Source organism: Oxobacter pfennigii, assembly GCF_001317355.1.
Lineage (GTDB): Bacteria > Bacillota > Clostridia > Clostridiales > Oxobacteraceae > Oxobacter > Oxobacter pfennigii.
The window spans coordinates 481,205-502,682 of the sequence record NZ_LKET01000039.1; the positions used below are offsets into that span (position 1 = coordinate 481,205).

At 38.6% G+C, this 21,478-nt stretch carries 11 protein-coding genes; 9 read left to right on the forward strand and 2 right to left on the reverse strand.

The genetic code is table 11. The features are described from left to right. The first annotated feature begins 90 nt into the window (after positions 1–90). Entirely contained in the window at positions 91–2,379 is a 2,289-nt protein-coding gene (locus OXPF_RS15505) for a phosphodiester glycosidase family protein (RefSeq protein WP_054876127.1), read from the forward strand. A gap of 44 nt (positions 2,380–2,423) precedes the next feature. On the opposite strand, the gene OXPF_RS15510 is transcribed toward OXPF_RS15505, so the two are convergent. Together OXPF_RS15510 and OXPF_RS15515 are read right to left on the reverse strand one after the other, a co-directional pair. Beyond that, complete coding sequence (locus OXPF_RS15510) at positions 2,424–4,304, reverse strand: cell wall-binding repeat-containing protein (RefSeq protein ID WP_054876128.1); 1,881 nt, start codon at positions 4,302–4,304, stop codon at positions 2,424–2,426. Positions 4,305–4,412: 108 nt separating this feature from the next. Continuing rightward, positions 4,413–6,287: a cell wall-binding repeat-containing protein gene (locus OXPF_RS15515; RefSeq protein ID WP_054876129.1), complete on the reverse strand. Its 1,875-nt coding sequence runs from the start codon at positions 6,285–6,287 to the stop codon at positions 4,413–4,415. A 190-nt stretch (positions 6,288–6,477) separates the two neighbouring features. On the opposite strand from OXPF_RS15515, the gene OXPF_RS15520 reads away from it, so the two are divergent. The 8 genes from OXPF_RS15520 to OXPF_RS15555 all read left to right on the forward strand — a co-directional run bounded on the left by OXPF_RS15520 (position 6,478) and on the right by OXPF_RS15555 (position 21,472). After that, positions 6,478–9,927, forward strand: a complete 3,450-nt coding sequence (locus OXPF_RS15520; protein ID WP_054876130.1) for a cell wall-binding repeat-containing protein — start codon at positions 6,478–6,480, stop codon at positions 9,925–9,927. A gap of 205 nt (positions 9,928–10,132) precedes the next feature. After that, entirely contained in the window at positions 10,133–14,659 is a 4,527-nt protein-coding gene (locus OXPF_RS15525) for an AAA family ATPase (RefSeq protein ID WP_083479988.1), read from the forward strand. Positions 14,660–15,247: 588 nt separating this feature from the next. Further along, a complete protein-coding gene (locus tag OXPF_RS15530; RefSeq protein ID WP_054876132.1) occupies positions 15,248–15,907 on the forward strand; it encodes a sugar transferase in 660 nt (219 codons plus the stop codon). A gap of 14 nt (positions 15,908–15,921) precedes the next feature. After that, positions 15,922–16,983, forward strand: coding sequence for a mannose-1-phosphate guanylyltransferase (locus tag OXPF_RS15535; RefSeq protein WP_054876133.1), 1,062 nt, complete (start codon positions 15,922–15,924; stop codon positions 16,981–16,983). 15 nt (positions 16,984–16,998) lie between these two features. Next, positions 16,999–18,072: a GDP-mannose 4,6-dehydratase gene (gene gmd, locus OXPF_RS15540; protein WP_054876134.1), complete on the forward strand. Its 1,074-nt coding sequence runs from the start codon at positions 16,999–17,001 to the stop codon at positions 18,070–18,072. A 22-nt stretch (positions 18,073–18,094) separates the two neighbouring features. Next, positions 18,095–19,039 carry a GDP-L-fucose synthase gene (fcl, locus tag OXPF_RS15545; RefSeq protein WP_054876135.1) on the forward strand — a complete coding sequence of 315 codons (945 nt, stop codon included), beginning with the start codon at positions 18,095–18,097 and terminating at the stop codon, positions 19,037–19,039. Positions 19,040–19,193: 154 nt separating this feature from the next. Beyond that, the gene (locus tag OXPF_RS15550) at positions 19,194–20,300 is read left to right on the forward strand and encodes an acyltransferase family protein (RefSeq protein WP_160317237.1); all 1,107 of its coding nucleotides are present in this window, start codon (positions 19,194–19,196) and stop codon (positions 20,298–20,300) included. Between the two features lie 65 nt (positions 20,301–20,365). Further along, positions 20,366–21,472: a glycosyltransferase family 4 protein gene (locus tag OXPF_RS15555; RefSeq protein ID WP_054876137.1), complete on the forward strand. Its 1,107-nt coding sequence runs from the start codon at positions 20,366–20,368 to the stop codon at positions 21,470–21,472. The last annotated feature ends 6 nt before the right edge of the window (positions 21,473–21,478 follow it).

The window sequence follows — 21,478 nt, forward strand, 5'->3', positions numbered from 1 at the left end:
GGACATGCTGTTTTAAAAGAAAGATGGTAGTCAACCGTCCTCTAACATTTTCAGATAGTAATAACATTATTCACAGGGGGGATAGAAGCAGTGAAAAGAAAATCCGATAAGAAATTTACAAAGAAGGTAATTTGTTTTACAGCTACAACAGTTTTAATAAGCAACTGCGTCTTAGGCTCTGTTACATCTTATGCCCTGGGCGGTTTTAACCTCAAATCGAAAATTGTGGATAAAGCCATAAATGAATACCGGGTGGATATTGCTCCAGGAGTTACCGAGAGCCGTTACAGCTTTATAGGTAATGACGGCAAAAAAAGGGAAGTTTTTGTTACCAATATTGATATGGAAAATAATTCGGTGTCTATTGAAGCCGGTACACCATATGACGGTGACAGTATAGGACTGCAGACGGTGAGGGGACAGGCTGATGCTGCCACCTCTTATAATCATACAGTGGTTGCGGCGGTAAATGGAGACTTTTTTAATATGTCCACAGGCGAGCCCTTTGGGATAATTTATAAGGATGGAAGGGCGGTAAGACCTAATTATTATTCAACTTGGAGGTTTTTTGGCATAACGAAGGACAACAAGGCAGTGATAGGAGATATGAGCTATTACAGTCAGATTGGGGTTACCCTTAAAGAAGCAATCGGCGGACAAGCCATAATAGTAAAAGATGGAAAATCCTGCGAGCCCGCAGTGTATGATACAGGAATAAACCCAAGAACGGCCGTGGGTATAAAAGAAAACGGAGATGTATTCTTTGTAGCTGTTGACGGCAGGCAGGAGCCATACTCTGCAGGATTGACATCAAAAGACTTCACTCAGCTTATGATAGATTTAGGTGCGGTAACAGCACTGGAACTGGACGGCGGCGGCTCTACAACATATCTATCAAGAATTCCCGGTGAAGATATACTGGGACTTATAAATAAGCCTTCTGCAGGAGCAGAAAGAAAAGTGGCAAATTCCTGGCTGGTTGTATCCACTGCAGAATCCGATCATAAATTCGCAAATGCATATATAGAGCCCTACGATAGCTCCTATACCCCCGGAAGCACAGTTGAGTTTTCATTCAAGGGAAGGGACTCATCATTAGCGTCAGCCCCCATTGAGACCTCGGGATTAAAATGGTCACTATCCAGCACCAGGTACGGAAAAATCAACAACAAGGGAGTATTCGTATCCAACGGGAAGACAGGGGAAGTAGAGGTCATTTTAAAGTACAATAATAAGGTTGCAGGCAGCACCTGGATTGAAATAGCCAACCCTGATACTTTAGAGTTTGATATGGAGCCATTTACTGTAATACCAAACATGGAAAAGCAATTGACGATGAAAGGTTCTGTTGATGGAAGGCCTCTTGTGATAAAGGCAAGTGATATTGAATGGGAGCTTCCGAAAACCTTGGGTACAGTTGACAAAGACGGAGTATTCCATGCTGCAAAAAATCCTGAACCTGGAAAGATAACAGCAAAATATAAGAAAAATAAGGTTACGGCAGAAATAGAATTGGAATTAGGCAAGAAGCCTGAAGTTCTTTATGCCTTTGAAAATGGCCTTGGAGTATGGGGAACATCTGTTGCAGGAAAGGGAGAGAATTCTTCAATAAGCTTAAGCTCCAGTGAAAAGGATCTTGTTCGCTTTGATGAAAAGGCACTTAAAATAGATTTTGACTTTACAAACGCCCTGTGGGTGGACACATTAGGAGTTTATGCAGGCCCCGGCACCGCAAGTCAAATACAGGGCAATATATCCTCCATAGGCATGTGGGTGTATGGAACTCCTGAAGCACAGGGTTATTGGTTAAGAAGTGCAATTATTGACGGAAAAGGCAATATACAAAACCTTGACTTAACGGATGGAGCTACCGGTATAAACTGGATTGGATGGAAATACGTAGAAGCAAAAATACCTTCATCCATAGCAAAACCTGTATCCTTACATCCTACTCAGGCTATAAGGATAATGTCCGTCAATTCAGGTATAAAAGGACCTATGACCAAAGGCTCAATTTATGTGGATAACATAAGGGCGGTATTTGAAATAACGGCAGAGGATGATTTATTTGCACCTATAATAGAAGAAATAAATGTTGACGGCAAATCATACAACACCCGCTCCGTAAGCATAAACGCAAAAGTCAGGGATAATGAAGAGGACCCATATATGTCCGATATTAACTGGGATAAAGTAACCATAATAGTAGACGACGTGGACTACAGCAAAAAGAAAAATTACCTTACATTTAATAAAAAGAACGGCACAGTAACGTTAAAGAAGATAAACTGGACTAAAGGTGTCCACGAAGTAACAGTAGTGGCCTGGGATAATTTCGGGAATGAAGCTACTAGAACGGTAGAATTCACCATTAAGTAATTAAGTAAAAAAAGCCCTCGGCATTTTGCCGAGGGTTAACTTTTTTACAGGTTCGCGTTAAAATCCTTCTTTTCAAGATTCTTATAGAATGCCCTTAAAGGAGTGTAATCGCTTATAGCGTTATCATCAAGATACAGCGTTGTAAGCTTAACCAGGCTCTTAAGGGGCGATATATTCGATATATAGTTTACCTTCAAATCCAAATAAGTAAGGTTTGTTAGATTCCTCAAAGGGGTTATATCCTCAATATAGTTGTTGTCAAGCCTCAATGTTTCCAGCTTTACAAGGCTCCCTAATGGTGAAATATCTTCGATATCGTTTTGTCCCAAATCCAGACTTTTAAGGTTGGTGAAGTATTGAAGTCCCGACAAATCTTCTATTCCATCTCTATCCAGCTTCAAATCAGTTACACCCAACACATCACTCTTATAAATAGTACCCCTGGATTTTTTAATTTTGCTTCTTATGCCATCCTCTAAATTATCATCTTTAAAGGTAATGGGGTCGTCCGCTACAACCTTCAAGGTCAATAAAACCTCTTCATCATAGCCTTCTATCTCACCTTCAATGGTATATGTACCAAGCTTGCTTAAATTAATAATACTTGTATTGTTCCATATAACAGGAATGTCCTCGGTGCCGCCGTCGCTAAGCCTTGCCTTTACATATTTAGGGAAGGTGTAGCCGCTGTACTGTATAATCTCTTCATACATATCCTCTATATACTCAAGTTGTGCTTTCATCTCTACCGTAAGCTTTACCTTTTTATCAAAGCCCTCAACGGTACCTTCATAAATATTCGTAGGTGATTTACCTTCTCCTATAGAAATAAGTCTCCAGGTAACCGGCAGTTCTACTTCCTGACCGCCAGATGTCACACCAGTAACTGTCTCCGGGAATTCATATTCCTCGCCCTCGGGTACCTGCACTTTGATATCCTTTACAGATTCAATCTTAGCCGCTGTCTTTCCAAGGTCTGATTCGATAGCAGGGTCAACTGCTCCAGGGCCGCCCAGTATTACAAAATCCTTAATCATCTTGGTATTTAAAAATTCCTTTGATTCCATTGGTAGTATTGTATCAACCAGAATGATCGGAGATGATGATGCCTGTGCCAACATAGCCGCAGATAACGCATCGGGGAAGTTATTGCCCGTAGCCATATAGACCTTATCAAAATTCAAATCACCTGAAAATTCCTTTATAACATTTATATTGCGGTTGAATTTATTATACCCGCCTATCCTTTTGGCGTTAGGCAGAGCATTTAATACATCATCGCTTATTTCCATAGTGCTTCCTATAACATAGCTTGCCTTTGGGTTCTTGCTTGTCAGAAAATCCTTTATGGACTGTGTCAATGAGTCCTTTGGCGCGAGGACTATTGGCATATTCTTTTTGGCAGCTATGGCCGAAATGGATACTGCATCTGCATATTCATAGCCTGTTACTACAAATATGCCGTTGTCCGCTCCTACAACCTCTGCAATTTTTACAGATGTCTCATACCTGTCGGCACCGGCAACGCGGTAAGGCTCGATCCCCATTGCTTTTAGCTGATCCTCAACGGCTTTGGATACAACGCCTTCACCGCCAACTATCAACACCTTTTCAACACCCAGGCGTTCCATTTCCGCTGCCGTTGAAGCATTTAGAGATTCCTTTTCCGTTAAAAGAATGGGTGCGCTGTACAACTTAGCCAAAGGCGCCGCAGCCAGTGCATCGGGGTAATCCTCACCGTAGGCTAAAATTGCAAACATGGAATCCTGCTCAAAAGCAGCTTTACTTATTTCCACTGCTGTCTTATACCTGTCGTCGCCTTGTATGCGGCCGATATTGACAGCAGCTTGTACACTTATCGTAAACATCAAAAACAATGAAACTGCAAATATAACATTTAATATAATTCTCTTACGTCCTAACATCAAACTCCTCCTTTGAAATTTCCTTTATACCAACATTTTACCATAACAGGGCTTTTTCGGACTATCAAATAACGCAATTTTTAAAATATATTGGAGAATTTTAAACTATCAATCGGCATAAATATCGAAATCTTTCTTTTTAAGATTTGGAAAAATAGACTTAATGGGGGTGTAATCATCTATATAATTATCATCAAGATACAGCGATGTCAAATTAGTCAAGCTTTTTAAAGGTGAAATATTCTCTATATAATTATCCGACAAATTCAAATAATCCAGCTTGGTCAGCTTTGACAAAGGCGTTATGTTCTCTATTTCGTTATTATCCAGTCTTAAGGTCCTTAAATTAACCAAGGACTGTAAGGGTGTCAGATCTTCTATATAATTTTCTCCCAAATCCAGGCTTCTTAAATTTGAAAAATGCTGCAAGCCTGTTAAATCCCATATGTCTTTTCTATCAGCTTTCAATGTTGTGAGCTTTAAAACATCCTTCTTATATATCTTGCCGCTGCTTTTCTTTATACCCAGCGCGCTTTTGACCGCCGCCCGTAAATCGCTATCAGGAATATCTATAAGCAAATCCTCCACAACCTTAAGCGTTAATGTAACTGTCTTGTTGTATTCCTCGACTGTACCCTTAAAGCTGTAATTGCCAAGTTTATTCATACTTACAGTATTTGAAGTCCAGGTAACGGCAGCTTCCTCTATGGAATTATCGCTGAACTTCACTGTTGCTGTTTTTGGAAACTCATAGGTATCGGACAATACCACCTCAGCAGTTATGTTTTCAACAGATGTTACCGCAGGCCTTATTTCAAGGTATAAATTTACTTCATCATCATAGCCGTCGATTATACCTTCATATACATAATTGCCCATCTTGGACGTATCAACCGATGTTAACTTCCATGTTACGGGAACTTCGTGTGTGTCCCCGCTGCTCAATATTGCAGTTACGGTTTTGGGAAATTCGTATTTTCCCTTTTCAACTACCGATGCATTTACATCATTGACAGAAACTATTTTAGCCGGAAGGCTTTTAAGCTGTGATTCTACATAAGAACTTACCGCTCCTTCACCGCCTAATATATACAGGTTGCTTACAAGCTTTGAGCCTATAAATGCCGTCGCTTCACTGGGAATATAATCATTAACCAATACAACAGCAGAATTATTGATTGCCGCCAATGCCGAAGCTGCGAGAGCATCTGGATAATCCTTGCCCGTTGCTATGTACAGCTTATTAAAATCTATCTCATCTGAAAAATTCTTTAATATGTTTATATTTCTAGCGTAAGCGCTATAACCTGTTATAGCCGTAACATTTAATAATCCTTCAGTAACTGCCGTATTACCCGATATAACATAAATCTGTCCCACTCTTCCCTTAGAGGCTAAATCTTTAAAGGTTTCAGGAATAAATCCGTCCGGAGATAAAACAATGGGCATGGCCTTTTTTGCAGCAATAGGTGCTATAGACACTGCGTCCTGAAAATCATAGCCTGTTACAACAAAAATGCCGTTTTTGTAGCCCACCCTTTCTGCCACCTTGTTTGATGTCTCAAACCTGTCCATGCCGGCAATACGCGTGGGCGATACACCTAACTGTTTTAACTGGCTCTCCACCTGGACTGATATAACTCCGGTACCGCCTATTATATAAGCACTTTTTGCTTTCAGTCTTTGAATTTCCTGCAATGTTTCACTGTTTAAACTGTCCTTGCCTGTGAGAAGAATCGGCGCATTATGTTTTTTTGCAAGAGGAGCGGCAGACAGCGCATCGGGGAAATCCTCGCCAGTTGCTAAAACCACATATTGAGAACCCTTTTCCCATCCTTTTTGGCTTGCCGCTACAGCAGTTTCATATCTGCTTGATCCCATAAGCCGTTCTATATCAGCAGCTGCATATGCTTTTACCGCCAAAGCAGCCATAAAAACAAAAATGAATATGAATGTACCAAGCTCTCTTTTAAACTTTAACATTTAACTCCTCCCTTACTTCCTTTACTATGACACAAATTAGCAACATTACTATCTACTAGATATTTTACCATATTGAATAAGTCGAGGGCTACCTTTAGAAATTTTAATAATCTATTAATAATTTTAGTGTATTATGTGATATAATTAAAATACAATATATGGTGTTTATTTTCAATAAAAGGGGGTACATATGGTGAAAAAGGATAAGCTTCGTGGATTAATATTCATTACTGTATTTGTTTTGATGTGGCTTTTACTGGAGTCCCTTACTTTCGGACAAACAGTTACCGAACTTCAGCCGGCAGAACAGCCCATTACACAATCTGAACCGGTGCAGACAGCAATGCAGCAGCCTATTGAATACACAAGGTTATCCGGTAAAGACCGCTATGAAACCTCCGTTAAAATATCACAGCATGGCTGGCCGAAGGAATCAGAATATGCTGTAATAGCCAGAGGAGATGATTTCCCGGACGCACTTTGTGCAGGTCCGCTTGCTAAAAAATATGATGCCCCCATATTATTAACCCCAAGCAATATGCTTCACCCCGAAGTGTCAAAGGAAATAGAACGCTTAGGTGTAACTGATATTATAATTGTCGGCGGTGCAGGCGCCATATCATATCAAATAGAAGAACAGCTGATTTCCCGGGGAATAAATGTGGAGCGTATAGCTGGAGCAGACAGATATGAAACCTCGGTGAAAATTGCTGAAAAACTGGGAAAGGTCACGCAGGCGGTATTCGCTACCGGTACCGGCTTCCCCGATTCATTATCTATATCGTCCATAGCTGCATACACAAATATGCCTATACTTTTAACGGATAAACATAATCTTAACCCAGGAGCAGTGCAATATATGATAAAGAACAAAATTAAAAAGGCATACATAATAGGCGGTGAAGGCGTAATAGCAAGCAATGTGCAAAACGACATAAAAACCATAGCAGCAAACACCAAAAGATTATCCGGCTCTGACAGGTTTGAAACCAATGTGGCTGTAATGGATGAATTTAAGGATAGTCTGAATTTTAAAAATATATACCTTGCAGTTGCTGATGGTCCCTATGGTGATGAATTTGCCGATGCATTATCAGGCTCTGTACTGGCATCCTATACTAAAGCCCCTGTTATACTGGTTTATGAAGACATACCACAATCAACTCTTGAATTTGTAAACTCCAGAATGGCTAATGATGTTAAGATAACTGCATTGGGCGGAGAAGCCGTAGTTCCCGAATACATAGTAGGCGACTTGCTTAATATCGAACGGCCGTCAATTTACATAAAGGCTATTGATGCACCCTTATCTGTAAAACCGGGGGATATAAAATATATAAGTCTGGAAGTCAATCCAAAGGATGCAAAAATAACGGCAGCGGTTAATAAACCGGGAGTGGTAAGCGTATCCATACTGGATAACTCTCTTAGAATAAGAGGAGTATCTCAGGGATTTGTCACCATTACCTTAACGGCAAAGAGGCCGGGATACAAAGATACAACTGCCACCCTTGAAATATCACCATGCATACTTAACGTTGAAAAAAATTCGTTTTACGATACAATACAGGATGCTGTGAACAAAAGTTCACCGGGAGATACCATAAAAATAGCCTCCGGAACATATAACGAGCATATTGTAATAAACAAGGACAACTTAAAGCTTATAGGTTATGACCGCGATACTACCATCATTGATGCTACCCAGGATGGAAGAACCACAAAAGCGGGAATAAAAATAGTTAATTCCTCGGGTGTTGAAATAAGAAATTTAACGGTTAGAAATGCAGGGGTAAAAAGAACGAAGGAAAAAACAAGCGAGTCCTACGGCATATTTATGCTAAATAGCGATAAATCCATGCTGGATAACCTTTACTTACGGGGCAACGGCGAATATGAAGTATATCTTCGTGACGGTTGTGATTTAAATGTTGTACAAAACTGCATAATTGATGGCCAGGATACACACAGTGACTATTGGAGTCTGGATGGTATCTTTTCCCAGGGCGGAGAATCAGGTGTAGGTTCATTAAATGACGACAATAAATTTATAAGCAACACCATAAGAAATGTGGTATATGGTATATCCCTTACGGCCTGCAAGGGAACACAGATTACAGACAATAGCATTACTGCCGGAGACCACACAAGCTGGCAGGGCTCACAATCCGTAGGTATAATAATAAGCAACAGCAGCGATGGAGATGTTAATGGAAACACAATAAAAGGCTCTCAGTTTGGAATAAGGATGAGCATACTCTCAGGAATATCTCCCTATGCTTACGCAGGCACACCGGATGATAACAACATTATGGGTAATGAAATTAATACCCGTGTTCATGGGATAAGGGTAATGGGGTCTAGGAACAAGGTGGAAAACAACCACATTTCCGGCAATGCTTTAGGTGATGGCATATGGCTGGCAGATACTACAGAAGACACTAAAGTTATAGGTAACACAATAATTGATAACGATACGGGAATATTTGCCGAAACCACATTAAACGAGATTTATCTAAATAAAATATCCTCCAATAACACAGGAGTAAAAAATAGTACAGATATAATGCTGGATGCAACCAGAAACTATTGGGGAGATATTTACCCTAAGGATTATATAAGCGCTAATGTGGATTACAGCCCCTGGCTTGGGTCATTAGATGATGCTCCGGAAGGCTTTAAAATACCAAGCCCTGCTGTTTGGCACACAGACGATTCATTGCAGGAGGTATATAATCTGGCCCAAAACAGCGATATAATTAATCTATACAACAATACTTATATATTGGATAAACAGTTTGTGATAAACAAAGACCTTACTATAAAGGGTATGAGCAGGGGGAGCACCATAATAAAAATAAACTATGATACGGACAATTCCGGAGATGGCAGAGGAGTAATTTTTGTAGAGCAGGGAAAAACGTTGAGTGTCTCAAACCTCACCATAGACGGTACCGGACATAAGGTAATGGAAGCTCTTCGCATATCGGGTTACGCCAACATTAATAACATAAGGATAAAAAGCATAGCCTATGATATTGAGAACGGATGGGGCATATATGCATTCAATAATGCCGACATAAATATAAGGGATTCATATATTTCAGAAGTTAAAAAGGTAGGCATAGGTATATACGATAATGCACAAGCTACCATAGGCGGGGAAGGGACGGCAGATGGCAATACCTTCGGAGGAGAACTGGACAGTGCTGCAATACAATATGCGGTACATGTCAAGGGCAGCAGAAGTAATTCCAGGATACTTTTAACAGGAAACACTATAAATAATTTTACTTCACAAAACAACGATGAAATATATTCAACTGCCGGCGTCTTTGTGGAGGAGGGCTCGGCAGAAATCAAAAGCAACAAATTCAATGGATGCTCGAAAGGCATACAAGCTTTGATAGGTGCCTGGGTAAACGGGTCACGTATAAATGAATCCAATGCAAAAAAGGCAGGTCAGGCAGTGGATACCGCAAATAATTATACAAATACCGGTTTTGCTAATGTGGTATTTTATAACAAAAGCAATGGCAGGCAGATTTACCCAAGACCAGAAGGGGCATCAGCCTTTGATACGGAGCAGCCACCCGAAGGCGGGATAATACCTATGCAAATATATTTACAAGAGCAATAAAATGAGCTATTGATTTTTTCGCTCTGTTCACAAAACGAATACCACGAACCTTTTAAAGGGCACAGTATTTTTACTGTGACTCTCTGCTTTTTTGAATAACATCCTCAATAAAACCTACATGAGATAATTCCTCGTTTTTTGTCATGCTGTCAACCCTTCACTTTACTAAATACCAGTGATAGTATATCAATAAAGACGCGCAAAAATGGGGTTGAAAGCTTATATGTTTAACTTGCCGGATTATATAATTTATGAACAAATTTACGAAAATGACAAAATAGAGGGGATAGTATCCTTAAAAAGATATATACGGGACTGTTCAATAAGCATACATAAATTTCTGGAAGTTGCTGCCGGGCTTACGGAAGTCCTCATCCGGATCCATCAAAAGGGTATAATTCACGGAAACCTTAAGCCGGATAATATTCTTATTAATCCAAATACGGGAAAAGTATATATAACTGATTTCAGCAATGCTGTGCTTTTGGACGAAAAAAATAAAAATACCCGGCTTCCCGGCAGCCCGTCAGGAACTTTAGAGTATATGTCTCCGGAGCAGACAGGCCGGCTTAATACAGGAATTGACTGTCGCAGCGACCTTTATTCCCTGGGAGTAATACTTTATGAAACAATCACCGGGTGTCTTCCGCTGCAGGCTGAAAGCCCCGCCGGGTGGATAAATGCCCATATAACCCAAAAACCTCAGCCGCCGGACAAGAACAATCCGGATATCCCTCCTGTTATATCCCTTATCATTATGAAACTATTATCAAAAGCTGTTGAAGAGAGATACCAGAGCGCATATGGGCTTTTGCGGGATCTTAAAGAATGCCAGAGGCTTCTTAACCATACAGGTAAGATTGAGCACTTTTCTATAGGACAAGCAGACGCTCTTTACCTTTTTCGGCTGCCCGGCAAATTTTACGGCAGGGAAGAAGAAAAGAAAATTCTAAAAGACTCTTTTAACAGCGCACATGAAGGTAAGACCGTTACGGTGCTGGTAAACGGATACCCGGGCATAGGCAAGACAATGCTTATAAATGAAAGCTTGAAGTCCATTTCTCAGGGAAAAGGCTTTTTTCTTACGGGAAAATTTGATCAGCTTAAGAAGAACATACCTTATGCTCCTCTGGCTGACGCTTTTGGGAATCTGGTAAGGCAGCTTATGACTGAAAACCGTGAAGAGCTGGAGCGTTGGAAGAAAAAAATATTATATTCTCTTGGGCGGAATGCCGCGGTTATAACCGGGATAATCCCGGAACTGGAATATATCGTAGGCAAGCAGCCTCCCGTCGATGAGCTGCCTCCTAAAGAAGCAGAAAACCGCTTTCTTATGGTGTTCAGGGACTTTATAGGTGTATTTGCACTAAAAGGGCACCCGCTGGTACTGTTTATGGACGATTTACAGTGGGCGGACAGCACCTGTATTCACCTGCTGAAATATTTGACCCGGGATGCAAACCTCCATTCCCTGCTTTTTATAGGTTCTTTCCGGGATAATGAAATAAACGCTGGCCACCCGCTTAAAGAGATGACGGAAGAAACATATAATGAACAGACTGATATGAAGCATATTTACCTTATGCCTCTTAAATGGAATGATGCTTGTAAGCTGGTAGCTGAAACAGTTCATACCAGTCCTGAAAATGCTGCTGACCTGTCGGAAGTACTGTACCGCAAATCCGGAGGAAATCCATTTTTTTTAGGACAGATGCTTATGCTGATACATAATGAGGGACATATATATTTTGATATGCAGGAAGGCTGTTGGAAATGGGAGCTTGAAACCATTAAAAAGCTGCAGCCGGGAGAAGACGTGCTGGAGCTTCTGATAAAAAAGATACAAAATCTGCCTGAAGAAACCTGTGAGATTATGAAAATCGCAGCCTGTATCGGAAACAGGTTTGATTTAAAAACCCTGGCTTTTGTATACGGCAAGCCCCCAGAGGAGACAACATCCTTCCTGGTGCAGCCCTTGCTTGAAAGGCTCATAGTGACTCTAGAAAGTGAAAACATAGGCCTGCACCCGGAGTATAAAAATCTGAAGCACTCCGTATTTGAGTTTCTTCATGATGGGGTGCAGCAGGCCGTCTATTCCCTTATACCGGAAAATGAGAAGAAGGAAAAGCACCTTTTAATCGGCCGGCTGTTCATGCAGAATACGGACCCCGGCAATCTGGATGAAAAAATCCTGCCGACTATGGACCATTTCAACCGCAGCCTGGAACTTATTACACATCCTGAAGAAAGAATAAAACTGGCAGAATATAACCTGATGGCAGGACGGAAAGTCAAGGCCTCTGCGGCCTATGCTTCAGCCCTTAAATATTTCAGATATGGGAAGGTACTTTTAACTGAGTATTCCTGGGAACATGCTTATAGCTTAAGTTATGACCTGCATCTGGAGCTTGCTCAGGCGGAATACTTATCTTCCAATGTAAAGACCGCCGAAGAATTGTTTGATACCCTCCTGGAAAAGTCCGGAACTGAGCTGGAGCGCGCAGGAATATACAGTTTAAAGATTATATTGTATGCAGGTGCAGGAAAATATGACGAATCTGTCCGTACAGGTATCCGGGTTCTTAAAAATCTGGGAGTAAAGCTGCCGCTCAACCCGGCAAAGCTGGATTATGCAAAGGAACTCTTATTATTTAAATGGCACATGCGTAATAAAAAAATAGAGGAGCTGCTTTGTCTTCCTGAGATGGAGGACCCGGTCCATAAGAAAATTGCGGAGCTTTTAGCCCGGATGTGCTCCGTAACCATGAACAGCCACCCGGACCTGCATGGTTTTATTATACTTAAAACCGGCAATTATGCAGCCAGCTACGGGAACAGCGAAATAACTTCCGTAGGATACTTAGGCTACAGCATTACTGCCGGAAACATTCTGGGAGATTATAAGGCAGGAAGCAGGTATGGAGAGGTATGCATACGCCTTATAGAAAAATATGACCGCAGTTTTTCAAAATGCATTATATATTTTGTCATCGGAGCCTTCGTCTCTCACTGGACCAGCCATGCCTCCCTAAGCCTTGACTGCTTTAAAAAATCAATTCAAAGCGCAATGGAAGCCGGAGATGTCTTAATTATGGGCTATGCCCATTGTCTTCTTCTTGAAACCCGGTATCTTATAGGCGCAGCACTTACAGAAATTGAAGACGAAATCCGGGAAAAACAAATAATTGCAAAAAGGCTGAAGCATGACAGCCTTGCTGTCAATGTTGCAATCTATCAAAAGCTTATATCTGCGCTTAAAGGAGGGGATGAAGATTCTTCCTTATCCGGTGCGGAGTTTGAAGAAGATGAGCTTCTTCAATTGGTAAAGAATGATAAGCCTTCTTTAGCCACCCTTTATTTATACCGGATGCTGCTTTACTATATGGCCGGAAATTACAGAAAGGCCCTGTCCGCCGCCCAATTGATCGAACCTTTGGCAGAGGCTCTCATTGGTTTTATGACCAGCGCCGAATACAACTTCTATTACTCTCTGTCCATAACCGCCCTTTATAGAGAACTGCCTTTAAAAGAGAGAAAGTGCTTTAAAAAAGTTCTTAAAAAGAACCAGCGGCAGATGAAAAAATGGTCGGAGGCCTGCAAGGAGAACTTTGAACATAAATTTTTGCTGGTGGAAGCCGAAACAGCACGCTTTAAAAGCAAAGAAATGGAAGCCATGATACTTTATGACCGGGCCATCCTGTCTGCTGAGGAAAACAGCTATATACAAAACGAGGCTCTTGCCAATGAACTGGCTGCCGGCTTTTATCTTTCCAAAGGCCTGACTAAGATAGCAAAGACCTATATGATAGACGCTTGCAGTGGTTATGACAGGTGGGGAGCATCTGCCAAAGCTAAAGAACTTAAGTCGCGGTATTATGAACTTTTAGGCGGGACTGACTCCAAAAATCAAAATAATGATGCCAAAGAAGGTCCTGAAAATACATCAATCATTCCTACTCCGAGCTACATGCAAACTCCGGGGAATATGGACATGTATTTTATAGATAAAGCTATAGAAAGCATTTCGATGGAAACGGACATAAACAAGCTGCTTGAAAGCTTCTTAAGCTTAGCAGCTCAAAGCATCGGTGCTGACAGGGGATATCTGATACTTGAAAAAAACGGAGAGCTGTTTATCGAGGCTATAAAGGATAACAATACTGGAAGCTTAACTGTACAGGCCATCCCGGTAGAAGACAATGATAAACTTTCAAAGGCAGTCGTACGGTATGTTGCCAGAGCCTCTGAAACTGTAGTTTTAAATTGCGAAGATCAGATAGGAATCTTTGCTTCCGATCCATATATATCACAATCAAATGCAAAATCCATAGCCTGTGTGCCTTTATTGCTGCAGAGAATACCCTTCGGCCTCCTTTATTTTGAAAACAGCTTTATATCGGGTATATTTGCACCCGGCCGGCTTGAATTCTTAAAACTGTTATCCCTCCAGATAGCCTATGTTAAAAAACTGCAGCAATATCTTGAAACAGATAAGGAAGAAAAGAATGTTGAAGAAGGCCTCTACCTTGTCGACCCTCTCACAGAGCGGGAGGCGGAAGTTCTTAATCTGATTGCAGAAGGAATGTCCAATAAGGAAATCAGCGACAGTTTGAAAATCAGCATAAATACTGTCAAGGTTTATATAAAGAATATATACGAGAAATTGAAAGTAAACAGGAGGGTACAGGTTGTCACAAAAGCAAAGGAGCTTAAATTATTGAAAAAAAATTAATATGGTAAAATGTTTTGTTATTTTTTAGATAAATTTATGAAGAAATATACTTTATCACCCTTTCGGGTGGTTATTTTTTTGGCAGATTATAGTAAAATTTTAAATGTTTAACGGTTTATTGAATATACGGATATTATTACCAATTTTTAGGACTGTACTTTAGCACATTACGCCCAGTAATAATATCAGTACAATAATATTAGCAACCGTAAACAGGGTATATAAAAATAAAGGGGATGATTTTATGACATAGAAAAAAATATAAATTATTGCTCTGTAAATACAAAAAAACGCTCTGGAAACCAATAATCTTAAAGTTTAGTTTAAATTTTCACCAATCGTATGGATATTTACAGAAAATAGTAGTAAAATATAAAGCACAACCACTAAAGAAAAATCTGTGAACAATGTCAAAATCTAGGTTTTTATAACATTTGACATTGAAAATATAGGATATATAATAAATAATAACATTCGGTAAATAATGGAAAACGGTTTGCAAAAACGCATTTTGTGACAGAGCATAATATAAAGCTAACCTGTATCCATGATGATGATTTATTTTATTATTTGTGGGGGACAAAATCTATGGACAGGGAAATTGCTATTGAAGACAGCTTGGTACATGTACATACAAATGAAGACGGAGTTTATTTGTTTTTCAAAAGATTAATGGATATTACCGGATCCTTATTCGGTATTATAATATTATCCCCGGTTTTTATTATAACAGCCCTTCTTATCAAACTCGATTCAGAAGGCCCCATCCTTTTTAAACAGCTGCGGTGCGGCAAAAACGGAAAAAAGTTTTTCATGCTTAAGTTCCGTTCCATGCAGTTAAATGCCGAAGAACTCAAAGAAACACTCAAAGATAAAAATGAACAGACAGGCCCAGTATTTAAAATAAAAGATGATCCAAGAATTACGAAAATCGGCAAGTTCATCAGGCGTACAAGCATTGACGAGCTTCCTCAGCTTATTAACATTTTAAAAGGTGATATGAGCATAGTTGGTCCGCGGCCGCCTCTTCCAAGCGAAGTTTTACAGTACACCGAATACCAGAAGCAGCGTCTTATGGTAAAACCCGGCCTTACATGCTACTGGCAGGTAATGGGAAGAAACAGCGTAGGCTTTGATGAATGGGTGAAACTGGATATAAAGTACATAGAAGAAAGAAGCTTCTGGCTGGACATAAAGCTTATACTAAAAACAGTCAAAGTTTTATTTGGAGATGTTAATGCATCGTAAGGAGTGGATACATAATGTTACATGCAGTAATTATGGCAGGCGGCAGAGGCGAAAGGTTCTGGCCCGAAAGCAGGTTGAGCCGTCCAAAGCAATTTTTAAATTTATTAGGAAACGAGACTATGATACAATCGACAGTAAGGAGAATAAACAGGCTTATACCCTGCGACAATATATACATAATAACCAATGAAATGTATAAGGAGCTGGTTAAAGAGCAGCTGCCGACTATAAATGAAGAAAACATAATAGTTGAACCGGTGGCAAGAAACACAGCAGCTTGCATTGGCCTTGCCTGTGCTTTTATAAAAAAGAAGGATAAGCATGCAAACATGGTAGTGCTTCCTTCCGACCACCTTATAAAAGACGAAGACCGCTTTTTAAATATGATAGAATTAGGCTTTAAAAAAGCCAACCTTGGCGAAAATCTTGTAACTTTAGGCATATGGCCCAATTACCCTGAGACAGCTTATGGCTATATCAAAATTGGGAATATGGATGAAGACCTGGCATTTAATGTTGAGCGCTTTGTGGAAAAGCCCGATGCAGAAACAGCAAATAAATATATAAACGAAGGAAAATACCTGTGGAACAGCGGCATGTTCATCTGGCATGTGGATACTATAATGAAGAACTTCGAAATACACATGCCAAAACTGTTTGACGGCATTTTAAATATTGAAAAAGCAATAGGAACCGGCAATCAAAACCACGCCATAAAAGAGGAATTTATAAAGCTTGACAGCATTTCAATAGACTATGGGATAATGGAAAAGGCAAAAAACATATATGTGCTTCCCTGCCAGTTTGGCTGGGACGATGTGGGAAGCTGGACATCCCTTGAAAGATTGGACAACTGTGACGATGAAGGCAATGTGTTAAAGGGAAATGTAATAAGCCTGGATACTCATAGGTGTATTGTAAAGGGCAGCGGGAAATTAATTGCAACTGTGGGAATAGATGATTTAATAGTGGTGGAAACAGAAGATGCCATACTTATTTGTAAAAAGGACAAGGCTCAGGATATTAAGCAGCTTATCGGAGAAATGAAAGAACTGAGTTTGGATTCATACTTATAATAATGGAGGATAGACATGAAGAGGGCATTAATAACCGGCATAACAGGACAGGATGGTTCATATTTAACAGAATTTTTATTGGACAAGGGGTATGAAGTACACGGCATCATAAGACGTGCAAGCACATTTAATACCAAAAGAATAGACCACTTGTTTGAGAATCCTGAAATAGGCAATAAAAAGCTGTTTCTTCACCATGGAGATTTAACAGATTCAAGTAACTTAAACAGGCTTATTGAAAAAGTCAAGCCCGATGAAATATATAACCTGGGAGCCCAGAGCCATGTCCAGGTATCTTTTGAAGTTCCTGAATATACCGCCGAGACAGATGGCATAGGGACATTAAGGATGCTCGATGCCATAAAAGAAAGCGGAATAAAATGCAAATTTTATCAGGCATCAACATCGGAATTATACGGGGGCATACCTGGTACCGCACCTCAGAATGAGAAAACGCCTTTCTATCCCAAAAGCCCATATGGCGCTGCAAAATTATATTCATATTGGATAACTGTAAATTATAGAGAAGCCTATAATTTATTTGCATGTAATGGAATACTTTTTAACCATGAATCTCCAAGACGAGGTGAAACTTTTGTAACAAGGAAAATTACAAGAGCTGTTGCAAACATTATTGGAGGAAAACAGGACAAACTATCTCTTGGAAACCTAGATGCAAAAAGAGACTGGGGATATGCTGGTGATTATGTTGAGGGTATGTGGCTAATGCTGCAGCAAGTCAGACCGGATGATTATGTACTGGCAACCAATGAAACCCACACAGTCAGGGAGTTTGTAGAGTTTTCCTTTAAAGAGGTTGGAGTAGATATAATATGGAATGGTACCGGTGTTGAAGAAAAAGGGTTCGACAAAATTACCGGCAAAGTGCTGGTAGATATAAACCCAAGATATTTCAGGCCGGCTGAAGTTGAACTCCTATGGGGAAATTCAACCAAGGCGGAAAAAGAATTGGGATGGAAAAGGAAAGTAGACTTTAAAGGACTTGTAAAGATGATGGTGGATGCCGATTTACGGGAAATAGCAGGGATGGGAATTGATGAGTTTCTAGAGGCAGCTGCCTCCAAATAATATTTGAATGGAAGTGTTCTTTTTGAATAAAGAATCAAAAATATATGTTGCAGGCCACAGAGGCTTGGTAGGTTCTGCGATAGTAAGAAACCTGAATGAAAAAGGCTACAATAATATAATTGCAAGAACACATAAGGAACTGGATTTGATTAATCAGGAACAGGTTAGAAAGTTTTTTGAAGAAGAAAGCCCTGAATATGTATTTTTGGCAGCAGCAAAAGTAGGAGGAATAAATGCCAATAATACATATCCGGCAGATTTTATATATGATAATTTGCAGATTCAAAACAATGTAATAAAAGCCGCCCACGATTATAAAATAACTAAGCTATTATTTCTAGGCAGTACATGTATTTATCCTAAACTGGCCCCACAACCAATAAAAGAGGAATATCTTTTATCCGGATATCTGGAGCCCACAAACGAGGCATATGCAATAGCGAAGATAGCCGGGCTAAAGATGTGTCAGTACTTCAAAAGGCAGTATGGGGATAACTTTATAAGCTGTATGCCTACTAATTTATATGGACCCAATGACAATTTTGATTTGAATAATTCTCATGTCCTTCCGGCTCTCATCAGGAAATTTCATGAAGCAAAAGTAAACAATCTTTCACAGGTTGAGATATGGGGCACAGGCAAACCATTAAGAGAATTTTTATATGTGGATGATATGGCAGATGCTTGCGTATTTCTGATGGAAAATTATGATGGTGAAGAACATGTAAATGTAGGAACTGGTCAGGAAGTTTCCATTAGGGAACTCGCACAGTTGATAAAAGAAGTTGTTGGATTTGATGGTGATATGATGTTTAATACGAATATGCCTGATGGAACGCTCAGGAAGTTAACGGATGTGAGTAATCTACATAGGCTTGGTTGGAGGCATAAGATGGATTTGAGATACGGTATTAGATTGGCATATGAGTGGTTTAGGGAGGAGCGGAGCATATTGAAAATTGAATAAAACTAAATATTTATAATTATATTTATGCATTACTAGATACTCTGATCAGTTTGTATCGAACCGTTATGTATTTCCGATAATTGGTTACTTGATTAAGCGATATCAAAAGTATGCAATATTGGAGGCAATAAAATAGAATATGAGGAAAGTTGATATGAACAAAAGAATCAATTGGATAGATGCCTTAAGAGGATTTACAATTATACTTGTAGTTTTAGGGCATATTGAACGTGGTCTAAAAGGAGAAGGATTATTTTTGAATTATAGTCTCCAGTTATTTGATAATATTATATATAGTTTTCATATGCCATTGATGTTTATGATTAGCGGCTTTCTTTATGGAAGATCAAATATTATAGATATATATCAACCTACTAAGAACCAAAGTAATTTTTTATATATAAAGAAAATGTTACCTATATGGTTCAATTATATTAGTAAAAAGATTATATCATTCTATATACCGGCGATTATATTTACATATTGCTTATTAGTTATGCAAATAATTGTATATGGTTATGAAATTAACTATTATAAATTCATCCAGGTTTTTTATCAGCCATATAGTATTTATTGGTTTCTATATGCTCTAATGATTATTACAATTTTCTACAGCTTAATAGATATTTTAATTACAAACGAAAATATTGTATTTGGAATATCTATATTCATATATTTTTTATCTAGAAGTTTTATAGTAAATCATCAAGCTATAGGTTGGATTTTGGAATATATAGGATTAGGTATATTCTTTTATTCAGGGAAAATAGTCACACGGTTTGTTTATATTATCGAATTAAATAATAGATATAAAATAACTGAAAAATTAAAAACTACTGCTATTATTACTTTGCTTGTATTGGTTATTTCGTTTATATGTTGTAATTATTTACATAGTAATTGGTCATTTATTTTCATATTAGGAGAAGTTTTAGTTGCTTCACTGATTAATATAGCTTTATTTTTTCTATTTAAGTTATTTTCAGATATAGATGATAAATTTTATAAGACATGGTTTATTCAGGTTCTTATTTGTATAGGTAAAAATAGCATGGTAATTTATGTAATTCATACAATTTTAACCGCGGGAGTCAGAGTTATATTGTGTAAATTTGGTATTTATGTATTTTGGATACATGTGATTCTTGCAACTATTTTAGGTTTAGGGGCACCTATATTATTATTTAGGTTTTGTAATCAAATAAGGTATTTAAGATGGGTACGGTATTTTTTCTATCCAGCTGATTTGTTGAGGGGATAACTACGAGTTTAAATTATAAATTAAACAATTGCATGTTATCATAAATGGTAGGTGGTTATTGAAGTATGAAAAGAATAATGCATATAGTTCAATCCTCAGGTGGGGTAGAAAGATATATTTTGATGCTTATTAAAAATATGGATTTATCAAAATATGAAAATATATTAGTTTGCTCATATGACTATAATAAAAAAAACTACAATGGACTTGTAATGGCATTTGAACATGTTGATATGCACAGAGAAATAAACTTTTTAAAGGATTATTATGCATGTATAAAAATAAGAAAACTCATAAAAAAGTATTCGCCGGATGTGGTGTATATGCATAGTAGTAAAGCAGGTGCAATAGGCAGACTAGCCAATATAGGTCTTGATAACATGTCTTTATACAATCCACACGGATGGTCTTTTAATATGGATTGTGGTAATTTTAAAAGATATATTTATAGATGGATAGAAAAGATACTGTCAAATTTTTGTACAAAGATTATTGCTATTTCTGAATTTGAAATGAAATCAGCTTTAGCAAATAATATATGTAATTTTAATAAAATAAAGGTTATTTTCAATGGTGTTGATATAGAAGAATATTATCAAAAGAATCAACTATATCATATAACAAAAAAGGATCTCGGAATCCCTGAAGAGGCATATATATTTGGAACTGTAGGAAGGCTAACCAAGCAAAAGTCACCAGATGTATTTATAAATTTCGCAGCATTGATAAAGAAAGAAATACCAAATGCATACTTTATTTTAGTTGGAAATGGTGATCAACAAGCGGAAATTGAAGAGATGATAAAAACGAAAAAAATAGCTGATTCTGTATTAATTACTGGGTGGGTAGATGAACCTATGCAGTACATACAATTATTTGACCAAGCCTTTCTATTATCACGTTGGGAAGGCTTTGGACTTGTACTAGCTGAATATATGTTAGGAAGAAAACCACTTGTAGCGACAAATGTTAATGCAATACCTGATTTAATAGAAGATGGTAAAAATGGTGTATTAGTTTCACCAGATGATCCTTATGCAGTATACATAGCAGCAATGAAAATATACAAAGATGAAATGTATCGTAAACAACTTGTTAAAAATGGGTTAGAGTGTGTAAAAAGTCGATTTGATATCAGACGTGTTGTTAAGGAAACTGTAGAATTATTATGAGGTAAT